This window comes from Burkholderia sp. MSMB1835, assembly GCF_001526365.1.
Classification (GTDB): Bacteria; Pseudomonadota; Gammaproteobacteria; order Burkholderiales; family Burkholderiaceae; genus Burkholderia.
The window spans coordinates 35,279-58,032 of sequence record NZ_LOYP01000001.1; the positions used below are offsets into that span (position 1 = coordinate 35,279).

Here is a 22,754-nt window from a genome sequence, read left to right on the forward strand (position 1 = left end):
TGTGTCATGTCAGGCGTCGTTCCGCGGTGTTCAGAACGCCGCGGGGCGCCACTTCAGCAGCCGCTTCTCGATGCGCGTCAGCAGATAGTCGGCGGCCAGCGCGACCACGGCCAGCACGATCATCGCCGCGAACACGCCGCTCGCGTTGAACGCGCCTTGGGCGGTGGAGATTAACAGCCCGATCCCTTGCTTGGAACCCAGGAATTCGCCGACCACCGCGCCGACCAGCGCGAAGCCGAAGCTCACGTGCAGGCTCGCGAGGATCCAGCTCAGCGCGGACGGGATCACGACCGACGTGGTGATCTGCCGGCGCGACGCGCCGAGGATCTGCGCGTTCGCGATCAGGTAGCGATCGGCTTCGCGCACACCCTGGAACGCGTTGCCGAACACGACGAAGAACACCATCACGACGGCCAGCGCGATCTTCGACGCCATCCCGAGGCCGAGCGCGATCACGAACACCGAGCCGAGCACGACGCGCGGAATCGAGTTCGCGATCTGGATGTACAGGCCGAACACGTCGGCCATCAGCTTGTTGCGGCCGAGCACGATCCCGCAGATCACGCCGGCGACCGAGCCGATCAGGAAGCCGATCGCGGTTTCCTCGAGCGTGACCCACACCTGCGTGAGCAGCGGGCCCTGCGACGTGCCGTTCACGAACCAGTCCTGGATCTGCGCGAAGATCAGCGACGGCATCGAGAAGAAGAACGGGTCGATCCACTTCAGCCGTGCGGCGAGTTCCCACCCGCCCAGCACGAACACGAGTACGGCGATCCGCAGCGTGACGATCAGGTTTCGCCGGCGGCGCAGCCGGCGTTGCGCGGCGCGCTCGTCGTCCTCGAGCGTGGTCGCCGCAATGGCGGTGGTGGGAAGCGTCATGTCGGTCATGCTCCTGTCCTTTGCTTTCAGCCGATCTGCACTTCTTCGCGCAGGTCGTGCCAGATGTTCCTGGAAATTTCGATGAAGCGCGCGTCGTAGCGCACGTCCGACATGACGCGCGGACGCGGCAGGTCGATCTCGACCACGCGCTTGAGCGTCGCGGGGCGCGCGGTCAGCACGAACACGCGGTCGGCGAGCGCGATCGCTTCCTCGAGGTCGTGCGTGACGAACACGACCGAGCCCTTGTTCGCGGACCATAGCTGCAGCAACTCGTCCTGCATCAGCGTGCGCGTCTGCATGTCGAGCGCGGAAAACGGCTCGTCCATCAGCAGGATTTCGGGCTGGTTGATGAAGGTCTGCGCGAGCGCGACGCGCTTTCTCATCCCGCCCGAGAGCTGGTGCGGGTAGTGCTTCGTGAACTTGTCGAGGCCGACCTTGCGGATCCACTCCTCGGCCTGCGCGTACGCGACGTCCTTCGAGCGGCCGCGAAACAGCGGGCCTGCCGCGACGTTGTCGATCACGTTGCGCCACGGAAACACGGCGTCGGCCTGGAACACGAAGCCGATGCGCGGGTCGATTCCGTCGACCGGGCGGCCCATCACGCGCACTTCGCCCGACACGGGCTTGAGCAGCCCGGTGATCAGGTTCAGCGTCGTCGACTTGCCGCAGCCGGTCGGGCCGACGATCGCGATGAATTCGCCGCGCGCGACACTCATGCTGAAGTCGCGCAGCGCGACGGTAGCCTTGCCTTCCGGCGAAATGAAGCGGCACGACACGTTGCGAAACTCGATCGCCGGTGTGCTCGGGGAGACTGCCTGATTCATCGCGTTCGTCCTGCGGGTGAAGAGGGCGTCGCCGCATGGCGGCGCCGGGCCGGTCGACCGGGCCGGAACGGGGAACGCACGGCGGCGGGATCGCCGCCGCCGGCGCCGCTGCTTACTTCGCGCTCACGAACTCGTTCGTGTAGGTACGCGTCAGGTCGATGTGCTTGCCCTTCACCGACGGGTTGAACGCCGACAGCACCTTCAGCACGGTCGCCGGCCCGTCGGCAGGCATCTTCGCGTCGGCCGTGAACATCGGCAGCGACGCCTTCAGCGCGTTCACGTACAGCACCTTGTCCTTCTGGTAGTCGGCCGGCATCTTCGCGGCGATGTCCTCGGCGCTGTGCGTGTGGATGAACTGCATCGTCTTCGCGAACGCGTGCGCGAGCTTGGTCGCCTGCGGCTTGTGCGAATCGGCCCACGCCGACTGCACGTACAGGCTCGCGGCCGGGTAGGTGCCGCCGAGCGCGGCGCGCGTGCCTTCGAGCGTGCGCAGGTCGACCAGCACCTTCGCATCGCCCATCTTCTCGAGCGCGGACACGGTCGGCTCGGTCGTCATGCCGGCGTCGATCCGGCCCTGCTTGATCGCGGCGATGAAGCTCGCGTCGGCGCCGACCGGCAGCATCGTGTACTGCGTGGACGGGATGCCGTGCTGCAGCGCGAGGAATTGCGTGAGGAAGCTGGTCGATGAGCCGAGGCCCGTCACGCCGAGCGTCTTGCCCTTCGCGTCGGCCATCGACTTGAAGGTCGGCGCGGCCTTGGTCGACACCATCTCGACTTCGCCCGGCACCTGGCCGAACACGGCGATCGCCTTCACGTCCTTGCCCTTGCTCTGCAGGTCGATCGTGTGGTCGTAGAAGCCGACGACGCCCTGCACGGCGCCCGCGAGCAGCTCGTTCTCGGCGTCGACGCCGGCCGGCTGCGACAGCAGCTCGACGTCGAGCCCCTCGGCCTTGAAGTAGCCGAGCTCCTGCGTGAGCCGCGCGGGCAGGTAGATCATCTTCGCGATCCCGCCGACCATGATCGTGATCTTGCCGTCGTCGTCGGCGAAAGCGGGGTGGGCGGCGAGCGCGCAGGTGAGGGTGGCTGCAACGGCGAGGGTGCGCAGGATGGGTCGCATCGGGATCGTCTCCTTCGTTGTAATCGTATGGCGCGATGCTTGCTGCATCGTCATCACGAGTATAGGGAGGCGAAACCTTCCGCTACCTTTCGCGGGGCGGCGATTCCGTTAGGGGTTTTCCACGAATCCCTTGATGGACGGGCGTCCATCCGGATCGTGTTTCAAAGCGAAGCTGCGACCGACCTGTCGATGCCGATTTCTCGCCGCTGCATGGTCGGCTGGACGTTGTGTGTGAACGGCCGAATCTCATTCACCGTTTTCGCAAGAATGGATGCTTTACGATTCCCGGATTTCAACTGGATTATCACCATCGATACCCATGCCGATCATTAAGTGACAAGCACACCAAATCCAAAAGAGAAAGCCGACCATGATTTTTATCGCAAGGATAGCGAACGCAATTTTATCGATTATCGCGATCAATTTTGTAAATTCCAAATTTGCGATCCTGCCGGCAGGATCGGCATCTACGCTGCTGGCCACGGCGATAGGTGTCGCATTAAGTGAGTCGTTTTTTTACATTTTCAGAAAAAGGAGATGACCAAGGTGGCATATTCAGTTTTCAACGAAGAAGCGATGCTTGCCTGCGATACGTTCGACACCGTCGATACTCTCGGCAATATGCGTATTCTGTCCGATGAAGAACGACTGCTTGTCGCTGGCGCCGGCAACCCGTGGGGCGCCGTGGTAGGTGGCTTGCAAGGCTCGGTGGTGGGCGGGATCGGCGGAGCCCTTACCGGGCCGATGCTTGGCGTTCCCTGGGCTGTCAACGGCCTGGCGGGCATGGCGACCGGCGCGCTCCAGGGCGCATTCGCCGGATGGTCCCCCCCCCCGCTAATACAAGCGTCGTGAGAAAACCGGCTGCCGAACGCACTGGAATATCGTGTGTTCGGTAGCTGGCCGATTCTGGCGCTTGCCGCTATCCCATTGGGTGCGCCGCCACCATTCCGGCCGAGTCGTCTCCCGGCGACTGAAGTCCGCGCAGCCCGTCAGCGCCAGCCGATCAACACCCGCCCCATCGCATCCAGCCCCATGTCGAACAGGTGCGACACGAACGGCACGAGGTTCGGCACCATCAGTTGCACGAGCAACAGCCCGACGAGCATCGTCACCGGAAAGCCGACCTGGAACACGCCGATCTGCGGCGCCGCGCGGTTCAGGATGCCGAGCGCGAGGTTCGCGATCAGCAGCGCCGCGACCACCGGCAGCGCGAGCAGCAGCCCCATCTCGACCACGGTCGCGCCGAACGCGGCGAGCGTGCGCCAGCCCGGCGCGTGCAGCAGGTCGCCCGACACCGGCAGCGACTGGAACGACGCGGCGAGCGCCGCGAACACCTGCAGGTGGCCGTCCACCGCGAGGAAAGCGAGCATCGCGACCGCGTTCAGGAAGCGGCCCATCGCCGGTGTCGCGCCGCTCGTGTGCGGGTCGAAGAAGGTCGCGAAGCCGAGGCCCATCGACAGCCCGATGAAGTCGCCGGCCGCCTCGACGGCCGCGAACACGATCTGCATCGTGAAGCCCATCGCGACGCCGATCAGGAATTGCGTGACGAGGATCCAGATGCCCGGCGCGGAGAACACGGTGACGTCCGGCATCGCGCCGAGCGTCGGCGCGACGACCAGCGCCATGAACGCGGCCAGGCCGATCTTCGCGCGCACCGGCACCGCCGCGTGGCCGACGACGGGCGCCGTCGCGACGAGCGCGAGCATCCGCACGAACGGCCACAGGAACGCCGTGAGCCAGCCGTTGAGCTGCGCGTAGGTAACCGAGAACATCGCCGCCGGCGCTGTGCGCGGCTCAGCCGACGCCGAGCGTCGCGACGTGCAGCAGCGTCTGCCGCAGGTAGTCGAGCATCGTCGTCAGCATCCACGGGCCGGCGATCACGAGTGTCGCGGCGACCGCGAGCAGCTTCGGGATGAACGACAGCGTCGCTTCGTTGATCTGCGTCGCGGCCTGGAACAGGCTCACGACGAGGCCGACCGCGAGCGCGACCAGCAGCAGCGGGGCCGCGAGCAGCAGGCCGACCATCATCGCCTGATGCGCGAGCGTCATCACTTGTTCGGGCGTCATCGCGCGTGTTCCTCCGCTTACGTGAAGCTCTGCGCGAGCGAGCCGATCAGCAGTTGCCAGCCGTCGACCAGCACGAACAGCATCAGCTTGAACGGCAGCGACACGGTGGACGGCGACACCATCATCATCCCCATCGACATCAGCACGCTCGCGACGACCATGTCGATGATCAGGAACGGGATGAACACCGTGAAGCCGATCTGGAAGCCGGTCTTCAGCTCGCTCGTGACGAAGGCGGGCACCAGCAGCGACAGCGGCACGTCCTCGGGGCCCTGCATCGGCGCGGCCTTCGAGATCTTCGCGAACAGCGCGAGATCGGTCTCGCGAGTCTGCTTCAGCATGAAGGTCTTGAACGGCGCGACGCCGCGCTGCACGGCCTGCTCCATCGGCATCGAGCCGTCGGAGAACGGCTTGTAGCCGTCGTTGTACGCCCGATCGAGCACCGGCGACATCACGAAGAAGGTAAGGAACATCGCGAGGCCGACGAGCACCTGATTCGGCGGCGTCGTCGCGGTGCCGAGCGCCTGGCGCAGCAGCGACAGCACGATGATGATGCGCGTGAAGCTCGTCATCATCAGCAGCATCGCCGGCAGGAACGACAGCATCGTGAGCAGCAGCATCGTCTGCACGCTCAGCGAATAGGTGGTGCCGCCGTGCGGGCCCGGGCTCGCGTTGAACGCGGGCAGGCCGTTCGCCTGCGCGCAGGCGAGCGCGGGCGCGAGACAGAGGATCAGCACGGGCGCGACGCGCGCCGCGCGCCGCAGGAAGGCGTGTTTCATCGGAATGCGAGGTCGGAAAGAGGGCGCGGCGCCATGTCAGCGGTCCTTGCCGCGACCGAGGCGTTTCGCGGCTTCGCCCGCGAGCGCGGCGCGAAACCGCGAGCCGAACGTGCCGGGCAGGCCGGCGTCCGATGCATCGCCGCCGGCGGGTGTATCGGCCGGTGCCGGGGCCGAACCCGCGGTCGCGGCGGCCGCCGCCGAACCGGCCGGCAGCGTATGCAGCAGGCGCACGTTGCCCGGCGCGACGCCGAGCACGAGCCAGGTGTCGCCGATCTCGACGATCGTCGCGCTTTCCTTCGCGCCGAGCCCGACGCTCGACACGACCTTCAGCGGGCCGCCGCGCCGGGCGGGCTGGAAGCCGAAGCGGCGGGCGAGCCATGCGCATGCGAACACGAGGCCGATCACGACCGCGAGCCCGACGAGCGTCTGCAGCACCGCGCCGATGCCGAGCGACGGCGCGGCCGAACCGACCGTCACGCTCGACGCGATCGCACCGGCGTGGTTCACCGCGTTCATGTCGGCGGCGCCGGCCGGCGCGCACGCGAGCGCCGCGACGGCGGCCAGCGCCGTCGCCGCGATCGCGCCGCATGCGCGCTGGCCGGGCATCGCGACGTTCATCGATTGAGCTTCCGGATGCGCTCGGCCGGCGTGATGATGTCGGTCAGGCGGATGCCGAACTTGTCGTTGACGACCACGACCTCGCCCTGCGCGATCAGGCAGCCGTTCACGAGCACGTCCATCGGCTCGCCGGCCATGCCGTCGAGCTCGACGACCGACCCCTGCGCGAGCTGCAGCAGGTTGCGGATCGCGATCTTCGTGCGGCCGAGCTCCACGGTCATCTTGACCGGGATGTCGAGGATCATCTCGATGTCGTTGTGCGTCGAGTTCGCCGCGGCCTTCGACAGCGGCTGGAACACGCCGGCGCCCGTCGCCCCGGCCTGCACCGGCTGCTGGTTCTGCTCGGCAAGCGCGGCCGCCCAGTCGTCCATGCCCGGATCCTCGTCGGCCGCGGCCGGCGCCTGCGCGTCGGCGGCCGACGCCGCGAGGGCCGCATCGGCCATCGCCTGCATGTCGTCGTCGGGCGTCTGGTTCAGCTCACTCATATCCACCTTCCTTCATCGAATCGCTCGCGCCGATCATCTTCTGCACGCGCAACGCATATTGACCATTGAAAATTCCGTAGCCGCACTCCATCACCGGCACGCCGTCGACCTTCGCGGTGATCGTGTCCTCGATCTCCAGCGGCAGCACGTCGCCCGCGCGCAGGTTCAGGATCTTCTCGAACGTCGACGGGATCTCGGCCAGATTGGCGGTCAGCTCGACCTCGGCGGCCTGCACCTGCTGCGACAGCACGCGCACCCAGCGGCGGTCGACTTCGAGCGCCTCGCCCTGGATCGGCGAGCTGAGCACGTCGCGGATCGGCTCGATCATCGAGTACGGCATGCAGATGTGCAGCGTGCCGCCCGTCGGCCCGAATTCGATCGAGAACTGCGTGACGATCACGATCTCGTTCGGCGTCGCGACGTTCGCGAACTGCGTGTGCATTTCCGAGCGCACGAATTCGAACTGCAGCGGCCGCACGCTTTTCCATGCGGTCGTGTAGTGCTCGAACACGAGGTTCAGCAGCTTGCCGATGATCCGCTGCTCGGTGGCCGTGAAATCGCGGCCCTCGACGCGCGTGTGGAAGCGTCCGTCGCCGCCGAACAGGTTGTCGACGACGAAGAACACGAGGTTCGGGTCGAACACGAACAGCGACGTGCCGCGCAACGGCTTCACGTGCACCAGGTTCAGGTTCGTCGGAATCGGCAGGTTGCGGGTGAATTCGCTGTACTTCTGCACCTTCACCTGGCTGACGGAGATTTCCGCCGTGCGCCGCATGAAGTTGAAGATGCCGATCCGCAACAGGCGCGCGAAGCGGTCGTTGATGATCTCGAGGCCGGGCATCCGGCCGCGGACGATGCGCTCCTGCGTCGCGATGTTGTAGGGGCGGACGCCCGACGTGTCGCGCTGCTCGTCGACCGCATCGGTTTCGCCCGTGACGCCCTTGAGGAGGGCATCGACCTCCTCCTGGGACATGAACTCCTGGTGACCCATACGCGCTCCTTTCGCGGCCGCGTTACTGGACGACGAACTCGGTGAACAGGACGTCGTCGACCTTCGCGCGCTGGTTGCCCGGCTGCGTCGGCTGCTCGATCAGGTCCCGCAGCTCGTTCGCGAGCGAACGTTTGCCGTCCGGCGTCGCGAGTTCCTCGGGATGCTTGTTCGACAGCGCGAGCAGGATCCGGCTGCGGATCTCCGGCATCCGCGCGGTCAGTTGCTCCTGCGCCTTCGGGTCGGTGAGCTTCAGCGACAGGCCGACGCGCAGGTAGTGCTGCGCGCCGTCGTCGGACTGCAGGTTCACGGTCAGCGGGTCGAGCGCGAAAAACGTCGGCGCGGCAAGCGGCGCCGGCTCGGCGGGCGCGCTCGCATGGCCGACGCCAGCCTTGCTCAGGAACACGTACATGCCGCCGGCGGCGGCGGCAGCCGCGCCCAGCGCGATGACGGCGATGAGCGCGATGCGCTTGAACTTGCCGGACGAAGCCGGCTTGTCGGCGGTCGGGGTTGCGGTCGTGGCCATGTGAATGCGTGCGTGATGTCTCGTAGCATGCATTGTTCGGCATCCGGGCCGACGCCGATGGGCGGAAAAGAGGGGGGAATTGCGGCTATCTCAGCCGATTGTCCCGACGGTCGGCCGGGTGTCGGCTCGACGCTGGACGGCAATGGCGGGGAAAACGAACAAGGAGCAAGGGTGGCGCGCGGCGGGCGGGAACCGGGCCGCCGGACGGAGCGAGCGGGCGCGACGGCGGGGCGGGCGGCTGCGCCCGCCCGTGCATCGTCAGATCGGCAGCAGCGTGAGCAGCGGCGCGATCAGCACCATCGCGACGCCCGCGATCATCATCGTCAGGCTCGACACGACGCCTTCCTCGCTGCCGATCTCGCGCGCCTTCGCGGTGCCCACGCCGTGGGCGGCCGCGCCGAACAGCGCGCCGCGTGCGAGCCGGGTGCGCATCGGCACGAGCGCCAGCACCAGTTCGCCGAGCAGCATCCCGCAGATGCCCGTCGCGATCACGAACAGGGCGGTGAGATCCTTCGGCGCGTGGATCTTGTCCGACACGGCGAGCGCGAACGGCGTCGACACCGAGCGCGTCATCAGCGAGCGCTGCAGTTCGGGCGACAGGTGCAGCAGCTTCGCGAGCAGCAGCGACCCGCATACGCCCGCGGCGATCCCGACCGCGACGCCGACCGACAGCGACAGCCAGTGGCGGCGGATCAGCTCGCGATACTCGTAGATCGGCACCGCGAACGCGATCGTCGCCGGGCCGAGCAGCCACATCAGCCAGCGCGTGTCGCGGAAATAGACCGAATACGGGATGCCGGTCAGCAGCACCAGCAGCACCAGCACGCCCGGCACGAACACGAGCGGCGAGAACAGCAGCGTCTTCTTGTACGCATAGAGCCGCTTCGACGCGAAATACAGCACGACCGTCAGCACGAAGCAGCCGACGGAGATCGCGGTATTCACGCGGTCGGCGGGCAGGTTCGACAGCGCGGCGAGCATGGGCGGCTCCGGCTCAGTGAGCGACGGCGCTCAGGCGCGTACGGCGGCGCTCGGCGAATACGCGCTGCGCGGCGAGCCGACGTTCGAGCTTCGCGGCGAGATCGACCGCCACGGCCACCGCGACCATCACGAACGCGGTGCCGGCGAGCATCACCAGCGCGATGCGCCAGCCGTCCTCGCGGAACAGCCCGCCGTACTGCACGGCCGCGACGGCGGCCGGCACGAAGAACAGCAGCATGTCGGACAGCAGCCAGTTCGCGCCGTCCTTCACCCACGCCGGCGCGACGCGACCCGAGAACAGCAGCACGAGCAGCACCGCGAGGCCGATCACGCCGGACGGAATCGGCAGCCCGACCTTGCGCACGGCCCAGTCGACGGCCATCCACAGCACGCCGAGCGCGGTGGCCTGCAGCACGATCCGGCCCGTGTGCGCAAGGCTGCCCGACGCGGCAGGGCGGGCGGCGGCAGTGGCGGTCGGCTTGTTCATGACGGGCTCCATACGGGTGTTTCTGTCGATGGCGTCAGTATAGGGTTTCCCCTAACCATAAATAAAATGACTTGTCTCTATCCTTATCATTCCAATTCGGAATTCGTTTTGATGTTGCCGCACCAATCTGGGGAGTGATCGATGGAATTGCGCGCGCTGCGGTACTTCGTCGAGGTGGTTCGCCAGCAGAGCTTCACCGCGGCGGCCGACAGGCTGTTCGTCACGCAGCCGACCATCAGCAAGATGGTGAAGGCGCTGGAAGACGAGATCGGTTCGCCGCTCCTGCTGCGCGACGGCCGGCAGATGGTGCTGACCGACGCCGGGCGGATCGTGTTCCAGCGCGGCCAGGACGTGCTCGCCGCGCAGGCGCAGTTGCAATCGGAGCTGAACGATCTCGGCACGCTCGGACGCGGCGAGCTGACCATCGGCATTCCGCCGCTCGGCGGTTCGCTGTTCACGCCGATCATCGCCGCATATAAGCAGCGCTATCCGAACATCGAGCTGAAGCTGTTCGAGCAAGGTGCGCGGATGATCGAGGCCGCGCTGACGTCGGGCGAGCTGGAACTCGGCGGGCTGCTCGAGCCCGTCGATCCGGGCACGTTCGAGCGGCTGCCGATGGTGCGCGCGCCGCTGTGGCTCGTCGCGCCGCGCGAGTCGCGCTGGGAGGAGCACACGGCCGTGCCGCTCGCGGATCTCGCGCGCGAATCGTTCGTGTTCTATGCGGAAAGCCTCGCGCTGCACGATGCGGTGCTCGATGCGTGCCGGCAGGCCGGCTTCACGCCGTCGATCGTGAGCCGCAGCGGCCACTGGGATTTCATGGCCGCGCTCGTGCATGCGGGCGTCGGCATCGCGCTGCTGCCCGAGCCGTATTGCCGGCGGCTCGACGCGGGCCAGTTCACGTGCCGGCCGATCGTCGAGCCGGAAATCACGTGGGCGATCGCGCTCGGCTGGCTGAAGAAAGGCTACCTGTCGCACGCGGCGCGGGCATGGCTCGACGTCGCGCGGGCGACGCTGCCGCTCGCGGCGGGCGACGATCTGGCGTTCGGGGGGTTGCGGGCGAGGGAGTGAGGGTCGCTCAGGCTCGGCGCGATCAGACGTGCCGAATCGGGCCCGGATACCGGGCCACCGTATGGTCGTGCGTGAGCAACGTGACGCCTTCCGAAATCGCCTGGGCAATCAGGACCCGATCGAACGGATCGCGATGCACTGCCGGCAGTTGTTCCACGGCGACAACATGCTCGCTCGTGATCGGCAATTCGACGTAGCCGGCGTCGAGCAGATTGCGACGCAGCACGTGCGGATCGACTTGAAAATCATTGCGGTCGAGCCCGCGCTTGATCACGATCTCCCACAGACTTGCGACGCTGAACAACAGGGTATGGGCGGGATCCTCGATGAGCGTGCGGGCTTGATCCGGCAATTCGGTCGCGTCCGCCGCCGCCCAAAGGATCAGGTGCGTATCGAGCAGCAGTTTCACGCGTCGCCCTCGAACAGCTTCCGGATGGCCTCGTCGCCCATCCTGTCGAAGTCGGGCGGCACGACGATCTGCCCCTTCATGAAGCCGATCCGCGCCGGCCGGGGCGCCTCGGGCGCATCGATCGGCACGACCTTGACGAGCGGCTTGCCGGCCTTGGCGATCACGAATGGTTCACCCGCGTGAACTGCCTCGTCAATCAGACGCGACAGGTTCGTCTTCGCGTCATGCATGTTGTAGGTCTGCATGGCATACCTCAAATGAACTAAGTTTAGTCAATTTATTAGCTTAGTTCACTGGGGGCACGTCCGCAAGGTCCGCGGTCGCCCGATACAAAGCCGCCCGGCGTGTCCTCAATGCCCCATCGCCGGCCCCGCGCCCTTCTTCGGCTTCGTGATCCACACGAGCGCCGCGAGCGCGATGAACACCACCGCCGACAGGTGGAAGAAGTCGTTGGTCGCCATCATGAAGCCCTGCTGCGTGACGAGCTGGTTGAGCTGCGCATTGGCCGTCTGGCCGACGATGCCGAGCTGCGCGAGCGCGCCCTGGTAATCGGTCGTGTTCTGCGCGTAGACGCTCACCGATTCGGACAGCCGCGCATGATGGTAGATCGCGTCGTTCTCCCAGAACGTCGAGCTGGCCGCGGTGCCGATCGCGCCGGACAGCGTGCGCAGGAAGTTCGACAGCCCCGACGCGCTCGCGAGCCGTTCGTCGGAGATGCTCGACAGCGTGATCGTCGTCATCGGCACGAAGAAACACGCGACGCCGATGCCCTGCACGAGCCGCGGCAGGATCACGTGGTTGAACGGCACGTCGAGCGTGAACGTCGCGTTCCACATCGACACGCCCGCGAACACGATGAACGCGAAGCTCGCGACCATCCGCAGGTCGAGCCGATGCATGTTGCGCCCGATCAGCGGCGACAGCACGAGCGCGAGCAGCCCGACCGGCGCGGTCGCGAGGCCGGCCTTGCCGGCCGTGTAGCCCATCACCGTCTGCAGCCACAGCGGGAAGATCACGACCGAGCCGAAGAACGCCATGAAGCCGAACGAGATGATCAGCGCGCCGAGCGCGAAATTGCGGTCCTTGAAGAGCGACAGGTCGACCACCGGCTCCTTCTCGGTCGCCTCCCACACCAGCATGAACGCGAGCGACACGACCGCGATCAGCGCGAGCGCGACGATGAACGACGAGTTGAACCAGTCGCGGTCCTTGCCGAGGTCGAGCATCATCTGCAGGCACGACACGCCGATCACGAGCAGCGCGAGGCCGATCGCGTCGATCCGCTGCTTCGACGTCTTCGTTTCGCGGCCGCGCAGCAGGAAGTACGCGCAAGTCGCCGAGAACACGCCGATCGGCAGGTTGATGTAGAAGATCCACGGCCACGTGTAGTTGTCGCTGATCCAGCCGCCCAGCAACGGGCCGAAGATCGGCGCGACGATCACCGTCATCGCCCATAGCCCGAGTGCGAGCCCGCGTTTCGCGGGCGGGTAGCTGCGCATCAGGATCGTCTGCGACAGCGGCACCATCGGCCCCGACACGAGGCCCTGCAGCAGCCGGAACGCGATCAGCGTCTCGAAGTTCGACGCGAGGCCGCACAGCGCCGACGCGATCGTGAACGCGAGCACCGACAGCGTGAACAGCCTCACTTCGCCGACCCGCCGCGCGAGCCAGCCGGTGAGCGGCACCGCGATCGCTGACGCGACCGAGTACGACGAAATCACCCACGTGCCCTCGCTCGTCGCGACGCCGAGGCTGCCCGAGATGGTCGGCACCGCGACGTTCGCGATCGACGTGTCGAGCACTTCCATGAAGGTGCCGAGCGCGAGCCCGACGGTCAGCAGCGCGAGCGCGCCGCCGGTCAGCGGTGCCGGTTCGGCAGCGGGGGAGGGGGCGGATGCCGTGGTGGCGGACATCGGAATCTCCTAGACGCGGCGCGCGCGACGCGCCGGCACAACGCACGGACGCGCGACGCAGCGCGGCCCGGCCGGGTGGAATGAAAAAGGGGAAAGGTGGAGCACGTGCCTCGTCATCTTCTGCCCAGACAGAGAAATAAGCGAACGTTTAACTGAGACATGAGGGCTCCACGCGCATCAGCAGTCGGCTTCGTCAGGCTTCGGGCAGCCGGTCGAACCGGGCCCGTTGGCGATGAAGCGCTGCAGCAGGCCGGTGAGCGTCGCGAGTTCGTCGGCCGAGAAGCCTTCGAGCTGCGCGTTGAGCACGGTCGCGACCAGCGACGGCAGCGCGCGGGCGGCTTCGACGCCGCGCTCGGTGAGCGTCAGCTCGATCATCCGGCGGTCCTGCTCGCTGCGCGTGCGTGCGATCAGCCCCTTGCGTTCGAGCCGGTCGAGCATGCGCGTCATCGACCCGCTGTCGTACGACATCTTGCGCGACAGTTCGAACGGCGTGCGTGCGTAGCCGCGCGACAGCAGCAGGATCACGCCGATCTGCTGCGCGGTGAGGTCGAACGGCTCGAGCGCACGATCCATCCGCTCGACGAGCGCCTGCTTCGCCTTCGACAGGTAATAGCCGAGGCTCGTTTCCAGCGCGATGTTCTCGGGATCGTAGAGGCCGCCGGTCATACGATTGCGCGCGCAGCAATAGTGCGTTTCGGGTTAAAACGCGTCCAGTATCTTGAAAAATGATTGCTTAGTCAATATTATTTGAGTCAACCAGTTACGACGTGCATGTTGCACTGCCGGAGACTATGTTCTGACCGATCGGCCCGCACTGCCGGGCACCCGAGGATGTTCGCGATGCTGTTCCTGAAAAATGCCGCCGGCGCGCTGCGCCGCACCCTGACCGATACCGCTCATCATGTGTTTTCCGGGCCGCACCGCGGCTGGAAAATCGCGCTGTACGTGACGATGCTGGTCGTGCCTGGCGGCTCGCTCGCGGCGCTCGGGTTCGCGTGGTTCGATCATCGCCGGCAGCGCAACGCGAAGGGCGGCGCGCGCCGCACGAGCCAGCCGGCCGCGACGGAGCCGTCGACATGGCGGGCCGCCGCCGAACCCGTCCCGGCGCCCGTGCGCTGCCACTGACGCCGCACCGCGTCCGCGCGCCACACTATCCCGGCCCGATTCCAGTCTGTCCGATCGCCCGCCGCGTCACGCGCGGCCGGCGTCGTATGCCCGTTCGCCCGCCTGCCGTCCCGCAAGCAAGCCGTAATGGCCGGTAACCCGGCCGGCCGCGCCGGTAACACATCCGGGCCGCCGCGCACCGTACCCTTAGGGCTGCGCAGCTTTCTCGCCGTCAGTTACCATTTGTCCGCCAGCGGCACGACGACCGCATCGCGCGGCGCCGCTCGCCGGCCGCCACGCCCAGACAGGAAAACCACCATGCCGTACGCCTCCCTCCCGCGCGCCGTTCGCCCGCTGAGCGCCGCCGTCGCCATTGCGACGGCCGTGCTGCTCGCCGGCTGCGCCGTCGGGCCCGACTATCACCGGCCCGACACGTCGATCCCCGCCGCCTTCAAGGAAGCGCCGGCCGGCTGGAAAGTCGCGCAACCCGCCGATCGCGCCGACCGCGGCGCGTGGTGGACGGTCTACAGCGATCCGCAGCTCGACGCGCTGATCGGCAAGCTCAACGCGTCGAACCAGACCATCGCGCAATCGGCGGCCGCCTACCGGCAGGCGCGCGCGCTCGTCACCGAGGCGCGCGCCGCGTATTTCCCGACCGTCGGGCTGAGCGCATCGGGCTCGCGCGCGCGGACGCCGCGCACGTCGCTGTCGTCGAGCTCGTCGTCGAATTTCGGCAGCGGATCGACGGGGTCGATCAACAACAGCTACAGCGTCGGCCTCGACGCCAGTTGGGAACCCGACCTGTGGGGCAAGGTGAGCCGCACCGTCAGCGCGCAGCGCGCCGGCGAAGCGGCCGCCGCGGCCGATCTCGCGAACGCGCGGCTGTCGCAGCAGGCGCTGCTCGCGCAGACCTATTTCCAGTTGCGCACGTCCGACGCGCTGCAAAAGCTGCTCGACGACACCGTGAAGTCGTACGAACGGTCGCTGCAGCTCACGCAGAACCAGTACGCGCAAGGCGTCGCCGCGCGCGCGGACGTGATCCAGGCGCAGACGCAGTTGCAGAGCGCGCAGGCCGCGCAGATCGACAACGGCGTCGCGCGCGCGCAGTACGAGCATGCGATCGCGACGCTGATCGGCGAACCGGCGTCGACCTTCTCGCTGCCGCCGGCCCCGCTCGCGGCCGAGCCGCCGATCACGCCGGTCGACGTGCCGTCGGCGATCCTCGAGCGCCGGCCCGACGTCGCGGCGGCCGAGCGCCGCGCGGCGGCCGCGAACGAGCAGATCGGCGTCGCGATCGCCGCGTTCTTCCCCACGCTGACGCTGTCGGCCAGCGGCGGCTTCCAGAGCTCGGTGTGGTCGCAGCTGTTCACGCTGCCCGCGCGCTTCTGGACGGTCGGCCCGCAGCTCGCGGCCACGCTGTTCGACGCGGGCCTGCGCGCCGCGCAGACCGACGCCGCGCGCGCGACCTACGACCAGGACGTCGCCGCCTATCGCCTCGCGGTGCTCACCGCGTTCCAGGACGTCGAGGACAACCTCGCGTCGCAGCGCATCCTCGCGCAGGAAATCGACGTGCAGCGGCAGGCCGTCGACAGCGCCGAGCACGCGCTCGCGATCGTCACGAACCAGTACAAGGCCGGCACGGTCGCGTACCTGAACGTGCTGACCGCGCAGACCACCGCGTTCACCGCGCAGCAAAAGCTCGCGACGATCGCCGGGCAGCGGATGGTGTCGTCGGTCGGGCTCGTGAAGGCGCTCGGCGGCGGCTGGAACGTATCGGAGATGGCGCGCGAGAACGGCGACATGGCGGCGCCGGCGCCTTTGCCGGCGTCCGGTGCGGCCGCCGCACCGTCGGCCGCCGCACCGTCGGCCGCCGCGCCGCTCGCGCAGAAGTAGGAAGGGAAGCGGCCGACGCGCGCGTTCAGCGCTGCGCGTCGCCGAAGATCAGCGACACCTGGTTGTTGCCGATCGGATGCCCGAGCAGGTTCAGCAGCCCGGCAAGGTTCGCCTGCTGCTCGGGCGCCGCATGCGCGGTCCCGCGGAACGAGCCCTGGCCGGGGCCGAAGCTGCCGTGCCCGTCGAGGAACAGCGGGCCCTGCGTCGTCGACAGATCGAGATCGGCGCCCGCGCCCTTCGCCTGCAATACCGCCCGGTACGAACCCAGCGGCTTCACGCGCGACACGCGCGAACTCATCGAATCGATCGTCACCGTCAACTGGCCGAACGCGTTGGTGCCGATGAGCCGCCAGTCGCTCCAGCCGAGCCGCACGTCGCCCTGCAGGTCGAGCGTGTTGAACGGCGTGCCGAGCCCCGCGAGCAGCGACGCGGGCACGGCCATCGTGCCCGCCGACAGCACCGCGCCGCGCCAGGTCGCATCGAGCGTGACCGCATCGGGCATCGCTTCCGTCTGCCGCATGCGCATCTGCACGCGCCCGGTCAGCAGCGGCCAGAACCGCGTGGTCCATTCGACCCGGCCCGGCAGCAGCGTCGCCGCGCTCTGATCGGCGCCCGGCGCGAGCATCAGCGTGCCCGAGCCGTGCCACAGCGACCCGTCCGGATCGACGAGATTCACGTGGCCGCCGGTCGCACGCGCGAACTGCGGCGCGATCCACGCGGCCGGCGCGAGCGCGACGAGCGTCACCGCCGTCGCCAGGCCGCCCGCCAGCACCCACGGCAATACGGCGACGAGCCGCCTTGCCCACGGCCGCATCGGCCGCCCTTCGTTTGCGTCATCCACTGCCGTCATCTACTTCTGGACGGAAGGTTGCATCACGGCCGTCAGGTCCACCTGGCCGTCTTCCTTCAGCGCCGTGGCGTGGGCTTCGCCGACCTGCACCTTGAACTGCCGGCGCGCATCGTCGAGCCACTGGGTCCATGCCGGGAACGACACGTTCTTCATCTGGATCTGCACGCCGTTGCCGACGATCTGCACCTGCGCGCCCTGCAACCCGTGATCGGACAGCGACGCGGTCAGCGCGTCCTTCAGCGCGAGGCCGGTCGGCGCGACGCCCTGCGCGGCGGCCGTCAGCGACTTCGCCTCGTTCGCCTGCGCAGTCATCTGCGCGAGTTCGCGACGCATCGTCGGCAATTCGCGCTGGATCCGCGCGCGGCCTTCCTGCGCGGGCGACCACAGCACCGAATACGCGATCGCGACCGCCAGCACGGCGCCGCCCCAGCCGAGCAGCGTCTTTTCGCGCGGCGAGCGCTCGCCCCAGAACTGGGTCAGCGTCTGGTTCAGTTGTTCGGTTTTCATGAGCGGCTCCGGATCGTCCATTTGCCCGTGTTGCTGTCGACTTCGCCGGACAGTCCGTTACGCGCGAGGCGCTGCGTGAAATCGGGATCGACCTTGACCTCCGGCTTGAAGCCGACGTCGAGCCGACGGTCGTGATAGTCGAGCGACGCGATGCCGTTCAGCGGCAGCGCGCCCATCGAGCGCGACAAGCCGCTCGACAGCGCGAGGAAATCGTTCGGCGACAGCTCGCCGGCCGCGAGGCGCAGCTGGTCGAGCTGACGCTGCATCTGCGCGGGCGGATCGAGCACGGTGGTCGTCTTCGGGAACGCGGACAGCAGCGTCTCGGTGATCTGCGCGGACAGCGCATCGCGCTCGCGCGACAGCTTCCACCAGTGCAGGTTCATCCCGATCACCGCGACGCCGAGCGTCGCCGCGGCGAGCGCGATCGGCACGCGCAGGCGCTTGAGCGTCGCGCGGTCGAAGCGCCACGGCTGCGATTCGAATTCGAACTGGCACAGGTCGAATGGCTCGGTCAGCGCCCGGCGCGCGAACGTGTCGAACGACAACGGCGCGGCGCCCGGCAGCAGCGGGCCGTCGGTGCGGCCGACCGATGCGAGCCGCGGCTCCGCGCCCGGTTCGCCGAGTTCGTACAGTTCGATGTCGCCGCCGCCGGCGAGCGCGGCCAGCGTGCCGGCCGCGCGCGACGCGGGCGCCGCGAAGCCTTCGCCGAGCGCGCCGCGCGCGACGGCCAGCTCGAGGCGCGGCGCACCGGCCGCCGCCGGCAGCGCGCCGGCTTCGACGAGCACCGGTTCGACCGCCGTCGCGAGCCCGAGCACCGCGGCGACCGTCGTCGGGCGGGCGGGCGGCTCGGTCGCGGCCGTGACGAGCGGGGCGGCATCGATGGCCTCGTCGTCGGCCGCCGGCGCGACGGATGCCGCTTCGGCCGGCGCGCGCGGCGCCGGCAGGCAGCGGGTCGCGGGCACCGCGCTCAGGTGCCGGTGGCCGGCCGCGGTGAACGCGTCGCAGATCGTGCGGAACCACGCGCGATCGACGACGGCCAGCACGCGGCGCCCGTCCGGCAGCGCGGCCGGGTCGAGCGCGATGTGGCAGCCGAGCGGATCCTGGATCAGCTGATCCTCGACGATGTTGGGCAGCGCCTGGCGCAGCTTCGGCCCTTTCAGCGGCGGCACGGTCGCGGCCAGCAGCAGCACGTCGCGCGCGGCGACGATCAGCACCGTCGCGTTCGCCCGCGGCAGCAGCGCCAGCGCGGCGCGGCCGGCGCGCTGCACCTGGCCGGCCTTGTCGACGAGCGTGAACGGCAGCTCGGGCCACTGCCATTCCTGCAACGGCACGGCAGGCTCGCGCGGCGGCAAAGAAACAATCAACGTGCTCACAAGAGCTCCTCTCCCGATTGGCGTCGTTATAGCTGGTCGCGGATACGCACGACCCGCGTCGAGTGCGTGGTCGGATCACGATACACGAGCGAGGTGCGGTCGACCTCCGCGCGTTCGTGCTGGATCCGGCCATGCACGATGAAATAGCTCGAATTGACGTCGACGAGGCTCGAGTCGATCGTCACGTTCGGCGGCGCGCCGGCGCCGCGCAGCGCGAGCTGCACGTCGCCGACGTTCCGGAAAAACACGGTCTCTCGGCGCGACACGAGCGCCTGCGCGGACGACACGCTCATCCCCGGCACCAGCGCCGCGATCACTTCGGCCGGCGCGGTGTTCATGTTCACGGGCGTCGTGGTCGGCAGCACGGTGACGAACGGGCGCAGCCGCGCGACCATCTCGGGCGTCACGCCGTCGACGTCGAGCAGGCTGTCCACGCGCGTCATCATCAGCGGCGCGGGCCCGCGGTCCCCGCCGGCCATGCCGGGATCGTCGGTGAAGCCGCTGCCCTGCAGGTCGCCGCTCGTCACCGGTGCGGTCGCGGCGTTCGCGGCGGTCGCGCCGCCGCCGGGCAGGTTCGGCATCTGGAACCGCGTGGCCGAATGCAGCAGGCCCGCGCGCACCTGGAGCGCGATGCGCTTCGCGAACGCGCTGTCGTAGCCGAGCGTCGTCAGCAGGCGCTGGAACGCCTGCATCTGCGTGACGTTCAATTGCAGCACGCCGGGCGCCGGCGACGACACGAGGTTGCGCAGGTTGAACTTCGCCTGCGCGTCCTCGATCGAGCCGGAGATATAGGTGTCTTCGCCGCCGCTGTCGTTGGGCGAGCCGATCCGGCCGAGGAAATCCGACAGCTTCGTCTTCGCGATCGGCACGCCCCAGATCCCGCCGAGATAGGTGATGCCGGGCGCCGTGTCGCCTTCGGAGCGCAGGATCATCCGGGTCCAGTCGAGCGCGCCGCGCGCGACCCACTGCGCCTGCGCGATCGTGCGCTGGTTCTCGATGCGGCGGATCTGCACCTGCTGGCGCCACAGCATCCCCGACACGAGGATCGCCGACAGCGCGACCACGAGCAGCGCGGTGATGATCGCGGCGCCGCGCTGGCGGCGGGCGGGCATTCGGCGGGCAGGGCGCGCACGCATCGTCATTCCCCGACGAGGAAGATGCGCGTGACCGGCACGCGCAGCGACGTCGCGCCGATGCTGACCTGCAGCCCGGTCACCGCGCGCGCGGGCGGTGCGTTGCCGATCTGCGGCACCTTGAGCGCGTCGTTGTTCTGCGCGAGCGCTTCGTCGGCCGTCTGCAGGTTGGTGGTCCAGCCCACGCGCGGCACGTACAGCTTCGCGTCGATCGCGCCGACGCCGCCCATCAGCGCGACCCAGCTCCAGCCTTCGACGCTGCTGTCCTTCAGCAGGGTGCGCAGCCGGTTCGTGTCGTCGATCGGCGGCGATGCATAGCGCACGACCCGGCCGCCGGCGATCCGGTAGCGGACCACCTGCAGCCGCGGCGCGACGCCCGGCACGTCGAGTTCGCGCACGATCTGCAGCGTATTGCCGGCGACGCCGATCGCCGGCTGGCCGGCCTCGTCGTCGGTGGCGGCGAGCCGCGCGTCGATGCGCATCTGGTCGAACATCTGCGCGAACACGCGCTCGTCTTCCATCGCGGACGCGACCTTGTCGCGGCCGCGCATGATCTGGTCGAGCCCGCGCCACGCGAGGATCGCGACCACCGCGAGAATCGCGATCGCGATCATCAGCTCGATCAGCGTGAAGCCGCGGGCAGGGCGGCCCGAGGGAGCGGACAGGCGGCGCATCGGCGCGTCAGAGCGGACGGCTGGTTTCATTCGCGACCACCGTCACCATCTGCGCGAGCACGCCGGCGCGGCCGGGCATGCTCACCGAAATCCGCACGCGCCGGAACACCGGGTTCGGCGTGGTGCTCACGCGCTGCGTGCAGACGAGCTGCACGTTGCCTTGCGAGCAGTCGAAACTCTGTTCGCCGACCTCCGGCCACGCATGCGTGAGCCGCAACTGCGCGAGTGCGTTGTCGGCGCTCCAGCCGGCGAGCAGCCGGCGATGCAGGTCGGACGCGTTGGTCGCCATCGTGCCGACCGCGCGGATCGACGCGGCGAGCGCGACCGCGATGATCGCGAGCGCGACCAGCACCTCGATCATCGTGAAGCCGCGGGATGAAGCAACGGGGAAGGGCAGGCGACGACGCATCGTCATTGCACCTCGTAGCGGCCGTTGCCGGTGCCGACGATCGTCGCGCTGCCGGCGGCCGAATGCAGCGTCACGCGCACCGGCGTGTCGATGCTCTCGGTGCCGAACACGACGCGATTCGCGTGCGTATCCGAGCCCGGGTAATCGATGTCGGCGCCGGTGACGCCGCCGTCCCAGTCGCGCGGGCGCAGCAGGTCGTCGCGCAGCGTGCGCCAGCCGTCGGGCGAGCTCACGTCGAAACGGAAACCGTGCGCGGTCGGCTGCCATGCGATCGGCCGCGCGCGCACCTGCGCTTCGTCGCCGGCCGTCTCGAACAGCAGCGCGATGCGCTGCGCTTCCTCGCGCAGGTCGGTGCGCGGATTGCGCGTCAGCGACAGCGACGCGAGCGACACGAGCAGCCCCGCGATCACGAGCACGACCAGCATTTCGAGCAGCGTGAAGCCGCGCGCGCGACGCCGCGCCGCACGGCGCTTCGTCAAGCCGCCATCGGCGCCGGCCGGTACGGACGGCACCGCCCCGCGACGCACACGGCGATCGCGGCCGCAGCGGGAGGTCGTGCGAATGGCGAGCATGAAGAGCGGGAATGAAACGTCGGGTCGATCAGCGCCGGCTTATTGCCACGAGCCGATGTCGGAGTCGTTGCTCTCGCCGCCTTCCTTGCCGTCGGCGCCGTAGCTGAACACGTCGATCTCGCCGTGCACGCCCGGGTTCAGGTACTTGTACCCGTTGCCCCACGGATCGTTCGGCAGGCGCTCGAGATAGCCGCCGTCCTTCCAGTTGTTCGGGATCGGATCGGTGGTCGGCTTCTGGATCAGCGCGTTCAGGCCCTGCTCCTGGGTCGGATAGCGGCCGTTGTCCAGACGGTACAGCTTGAGCGCCTGCATGATCGTGCCGATGTCCTGCTTCGCGGCGATGCGGCGCGCCTCGTCCGGACGGCTCATGATCTTCGGCACGATCAGCGCCGCCAGGATCCCGAGGATCGCGACCACCACCATGATCTCGATCAGCGTGAAACCGCGCTGACGACGCACGGCCGCGTTGCGGCGAGTGATCCACGTTTGCATGACTGACTACCTCTTTCCAAAAAATGTCGTCGATTGAGTGACGCACCCGGCGCACCGGACGATTGCCTGACGGCAACCTTCCGGACCGGCGGGCGCGGAGCACGCATTGTAAGGCGCGCATCGCCGAGGGCTTTTACCCAACGCAAATTTCATATACATCCGTACAATAGCGCGCATGAACGCGCTCTCGATCCGGATCCTATCCCTCGCCCTCTTCGCGGGTTTGTGCGCGACGGCCACCTACTGGGTCGTCACGCTGTCGGCCCGCGAAGCGCCGCTGCCCGCCGCCGCCGCGCGGCTGCCGATCCGCACCGAGGACGCCGCCGCGCTCTTCGGCGGTCAGCTCGACAAGAATCCCGTCCAGGATATCCACCTGTTCGGCATTCTCGCGCTCGATCACGGCGGCGCGGCGATCGTCGGCATCGGCGGCGAACCGCCGCGCGCCGTGTCGCTCGGCGCGGAAGTCACGCCCGGCGCGAAGCTCGCCGAAGTGCGCCCGCGCTCGATCGTCGTCGACCGCAACGGCGCCCGCGCCGAAATCCAGCTCCCGGCCAACACGCCGTCCCCCGCGATCTACATGCGCTGAACGGCGGCGGCCCGGCAAGC

At 68.4% G+C, this 22,754-nt stretch carries 30 protein-coding genes; 6 read left to right on the plus strand and 24 right to left on the minus strand.

From position 1 onward, the window contains the following. Window positions 1-30: 30 nt before the first annotated feature. The 3 genes from WS96_RS00155 to WS96_RS00165 all read right to left on the minus strand — a co-directional run bounded on the left by WS96_RS00155 (window position 31) and on the right by WS96_RS00165 (window position 2,820). Complete coding sequence (locus WS96_RS00155) at window positions 31-879, minus strand: ABC transporter permease (RefSeq protein WP_034209866.1); 849 nt, start codon at window positions 877-879, stop codon at window positions 31-33. 26 nt (window positions 880-905) lie between these two features. Beyond that, window positions 906-1,703, minus strand: a complete 798-nt coding sequence (locus tag WS96_RS00160) for an ABC transporter ATP-binding protein (protein WP_059780449.1) — start codon at window positions 1,701-1,703, stop codon at window positions 906-908. Window positions 1,704-1,815: 112 nt separating this feature from the next. After that, a complete protein-coding gene (locus tag WS96_RS00165; protein ID WP_059830029.1) occupies window positions 1,816-2,820 on the minus strand; it encodes an ABC transporter substrate-binding protein in 1,005 nt (334 codons plus the stop codon). A 39-nt stretch (window positions 2,821-2,859) separates the two neighbouring features. Here WS96_RS00165 and WS96_RS33440 point away from each other — a divergent pair, with 39 nt between their 5' ends. Beyond that, complete coding sequence (locus WS96_RS33440) at window positions 2,860-3,153, plus strand: hypothetical protein (RefSeq protein ID WP_156443539.1); 294 nt, start codon at window positions 2,860-2,862, stop codon at window positions 3,151-3,153. A 204-nt stretch (window positions 3,154-3,357) separates the two neighbouring features. Then, window positions 3,358-3,672 (plus strand): hypothetical protein, encoded by a 315-nt coding sequence (locus WS96_RS00170; RefSeq protein ID WP_156443540.1) that lies wholly within the window; start codon window positions 3,358-3,360, stop codon window positions 3,670-3,672. A gap of 137 nt (window positions 3,673-3,809) precedes the next feature. On the opposite strand, the gene fliR is transcribed toward WS96_RS00170, so the two are convergent. The 9 genes from fliR to WS96_RS00215 all read right to left on the minus strand — a co-directional run bounded on the left by fliR (window position 3,810) and on the right by WS96_RS00215 (window position 9,751). Continuing rightward, the gene (gene fliR / locus WS96_RS00175) at window positions 3,810-4,592 is read right to left on the minus strand and encodes a flagellar biosynthetic protein FliR (protein WP_059829829.1); all 783 of its coding nucleotides are present in this window, start codon (window positions 4,590-4,592) and stop codon (window positions 3,810-3,812) included. Window positions 4,593-4,614: 22 nt separating this feature from the next. Continuing rightward, window positions 4,615-4,887, minus strand: a complete 273-nt coding sequence (gene fliQ, locus WS96_RS00180) for a flagellar biosynthesis protein FliQ (RefSeq protein WP_006491272.1) — start codon at window positions 4,885-4,887, stop codon at window positions 4,615-4,617. A 17-nt stretch (window positions 4,888-4,904) separates the two neighbouring features. Beyond that, the gene (gene fliP / locus WS96_RS00185; RefSeq protein ID WP_034188215.1) at window positions 4,905-5,666 is read right to left on the minus strand and encodes a flagellar type III secretion system pore protein FliP; all 762 of its coding nucleotides are present in this window, start codon (window positions 5,664-5,666) and stop codon (window positions 4,905-4,907) included. A gap of 36 nt (window positions 5,667-5,702) precedes the next feature. After that, a complete protein-coding gene (gene fliO, locus WS96_RS00190) occupies window positions 5,703-6,284 on the minus strand; it encodes a flagellar biosynthetic protein FliO (protein ID WP_059829831.1) in 582 nt (193 codons plus the stop codon). Next, window positions 6,281-6,769 carry a flagellar motor switch protein FliN gene (fliN, locus tag WS96_RS00195; protein WP_034209688.1) on the minus strand — a complete coding sequence of 163 codons (489 nt, stop codon included), beginning with the start codon at window positions 6,767-6,769 and terminating at the stop codon, window positions 6,281-6,283. Before fliN ends, fliO begins: the two co-directional genes overlap by 4 nt. Then, window positions 6,762-7,760, minus strand: coding sequence for a flagellar motor switch protein FliM (gene fliM, locus WS96_RS00200; RefSeq protein WP_034209687.1), 999 nt, complete (start codon window positions 7,758-7,760; stop codon window positions 6,762-6,764). The genes fliN and fliM overlap by 8 nt, the downstream gene beginning before the upstream one ends. A 22-nt stretch (window positions 7,761-7,782) precedes the next feature. After that, the gene (gene fliL, locus WS96_RS00205; RefSeq protein ID WP_034209686.1) at window positions 7,783-8,283 is read right to left on the minus strand and encodes a flagellar basal body-associated protein FliL; all 501 of its coding nucleotides are present in this window, start codon (window positions 8,281-8,283) and stop codon (window positions 7,783-7,785) included. Between the two features lie 258 nt (window positions 8,284-8,541). Beyond that, the gene (locus tag WS96_RS00210) at window positions 8,542-9,264 is read right to left on the minus strand and encodes an LrgB family protein (RefSeq protein ID WP_059503099.1); all 723 of its coding nucleotides are present in this window, start codon (window positions 9,262-9,264) and stop codon (window positions 8,542-8,544) included. A 13-nt stretch (window positions 9,265-9,277) separates the two neighbouring features. Beyond that, complete coding sequence (locus WS96_RS00215; protein ID WP_059827192.1) at window positions 9,278-9,751, minus strand: CidA/LrgA family protein; 474 nt, start codon at window positions 9,749-9,751, stop codon at window positions 9,278-9,280. Window positions 9,752-9,892: 141 nt separating this feature from the next. Between WS96_RS00215 and WS96_RS00220 the strand changes: the two genes are divergently transcribed. Continuing rightward, window positions 9,893-10,819, plus strand: a complete 927-nt coding sequence (locus WS96_RS00220; RefSeq protein ID WP_059829833.1) for a LysR family transcriptional regulator — start codon at window positions 9,893-9,895, stop codon at window positions 10,817-10,819. A 22-nt stretch (window positions 10,820-10,841) separates the two neighbouring features. On the opposite strand, the gene WS96_RS00225 is transcribed toward WS96_RS00220, so the two are convergent. The 4 genes from WS96_RS00225 to WS96_RS00240 form a co-directional block, all read right to left on the minus strand. Continuing rightward, window positions 10,842-11,228 carry a type II toxin-antitoxin system VapC family toxin gene (locus WS96_RS00225; protein ID WP_059829835.1) on the minus strand — a complete coding sequence of 129 codons (387 nt, stop codon included), beginning with the start codon at window positions 11,226-11,228 and terminating at the stop codon, window positions 10,842-10,844. Beyond that, the gene (locus tag WS96_RS00230; RefSeq protein WP_059829836.1) at window positions 11,225-11,473 is read right to left on the minus strand and encodes a type II toxin-antitoxin system Phd/YefM family antitoxin; all 249 of its coding nucleotides are present in this window, start codon (window positions 11,471-11,473) and stop codon (window positions 11,225-11,227) included. Before WS96_RS00230 ends, WS96_RS00225 begins: the two co-directional genes overlap by 4 nt. A 105-nt stretch (window positions 11,474-11,578) precedes the next feature. Then, window positions 11,579-13,141, minus strand: a complete 1,563-nt coding sequence (locus tag WS96_RS00235; protein ID WP_059780440.1) for a DHA2 family efflux MFS transporter permease subunit — start codon at window positions 13,139-13,141, stop codon at window positions 11,579-11,581. Between the two features lie 177 nt (window positions 13,142-13,318). Then, entirely contained in the window at window positions 13,319-13,807 is a 489-nt protein-coding gene (locus tag WS96_RS00240) for a MarR family winged helix-turn-helix transcriptional regulator (protein WP_059780439.1), read from the minus strand. A gap of 174 nt (window positions 13,808-13,981) precedes the next feature. Here WS96_RS00240 and WS96_RS00245 point away from each other — a divergent pair, with 174 nt between their 5' ends. Both WS96_RS00245 and WS96_RS00250 read left to right on the plus strand, forming a co-directional pair. Next, on the plus strand, window positions 13,982-14,266 hold the full coding sequence (locus tag WS96_RS00245) for a multidrug ABC transporter ATPase (protein ID WP_179949902.1): 285 nt from the start codon (window positions 13,982-13,984) through the stop codon (window positions 14,264-14,266). A 297-nt stretch (window positions 14,267-14,563) separates the two neighbouring features. Then, complete coding sequence (locus WS96_RS00250; protein ID WP_059829841.1) at window positions 14,564-16,138, plus strand: efflux transporter outer membrane subunit; 1,575 nt, start codon at window positions 14,564-14,566, stop codon at window positions 16,136-16,138. 25 nt (window positions 16,139-16,163) lie between these two features. Here the strand turns inward: WS96_RS00250 and WS96_RS00255 are convergent, their stop codons facing one another. Genes WS96_RS00255 through gspG form a run of 8 tightly spaced genes read right to left on the minus strand, consistent with a single transcriptional unit; the run spans window position 16,164 to window position 22,148 of the window. Continuing rightward, window positions 16,164-16,952, minus strand: coding sequence for a type II secretion system protein N (locus tag WS96_RS00255; RefSeq protein WP_059780483.1), 789 nt, complete (start codon window positions 16,950-16,952; stop codon window positions 16,164-16,166). Between the two features lie 36 nt (window positions 16,953-16,988). Further along, a complete protein-coding gene (gene gspM, locus WS96_RS00260) occupies window positions 16,989-17,495 on the minus strand; it encodes a type II secretion system protein GspM (protein ID WP_034209865.1) in 507 nt (168 codons plus the stop codon). Then, window positions 17,492-18,868: a type II secretion system protein GspL gene (gspL, locus tag WS96_RS00265; RefSeq protein WP_059829843.1), complete on the minus strand. Its 1,377-nt coding sequence runs from the start codon at window positions 18,866-18,868 to the stop codon at window positions 17,492-17,494. The genes gspM and gspL overlap by 4 nt, the downstream gene beginning before the upstream one ends. A gap of 26 nt (window positions 18,869-18,894) precedes the next feature. After that, complete coding sequence (gene gspK / locus WS96_RS00270) at window positions 18,895-20,004, minus strand: type II secretion system minor pseudopilin GspK (protein WP_059830031.1); 1,110 nt, start codon at window positions 20,002-20,004, stop codon at window positions 18,895-18,897. Window positions 20,005-20,006: 2 nt separating this feature from the next. Beyond that, window positions 20,007-20,675: a PulJ/GspJ family protein gene (locus WS96_RS00275; protein WP_034209673.1), complete on the minus strand. Its 669-nt coding sequence runs from the start codon at window positions 20,673-20,675 to the stop codon at window positions 20,007-20,009. Window positions 20,676-20,682: 7 nt separating this feature from the next. Then, complete coding sequence (gspI, locus tag WS96_RS00280) at window positions 20,683-21,084, minus strand: type II secretion system minor pseudopilin GspI (protein ID WP_059780481.1); 402 nt, start codon at window positions 21,082-21,084, stop codon at window positions 20,683-20,685. Between the two features lie 2 nt (window positions 21,085-21,086). Next, window positions 21,087-21,656, minus strand: coding sequence for a GspH/FimT family pseudopilin (locus tag WS96_RS00285; RefSeq protein WP_034209672.1), 570 nt, complete (start codon window positions 21,654-21,656; stop codon window positions 21,087-21,089). Window positions 21,657-21,695: 39 nt separating this feature from the next. Then, entirely contained in the window at window positions 21,696-22,148 is a 453-nt protein-coding gene (gene gspG / locus WS96_RS00290; RefSeq protein WP_027783126.1) for a type II secretion system major pseudopilin GspG, read from the minus strand. A 175-nt stretch (window positions 22,149-22,323) separates the two neighbouring features. Between gspG and WS96_RS00295 the strand changes: the two genes are divergently transcribed. Continuing rightward, on the plus strand, window positions 22,324-22,734 hold the full coding sequence (locus WS96_RS00295) for a type II secretion system protein N (RefSeq protein ID WP_034209671.1): 411 nt from the start codon (window positions 22,324-22,326) through the stop codon (window positions 22,732-22,734). Window positions 22,735-22,754 lie beyond the last annotated feature (20 nt).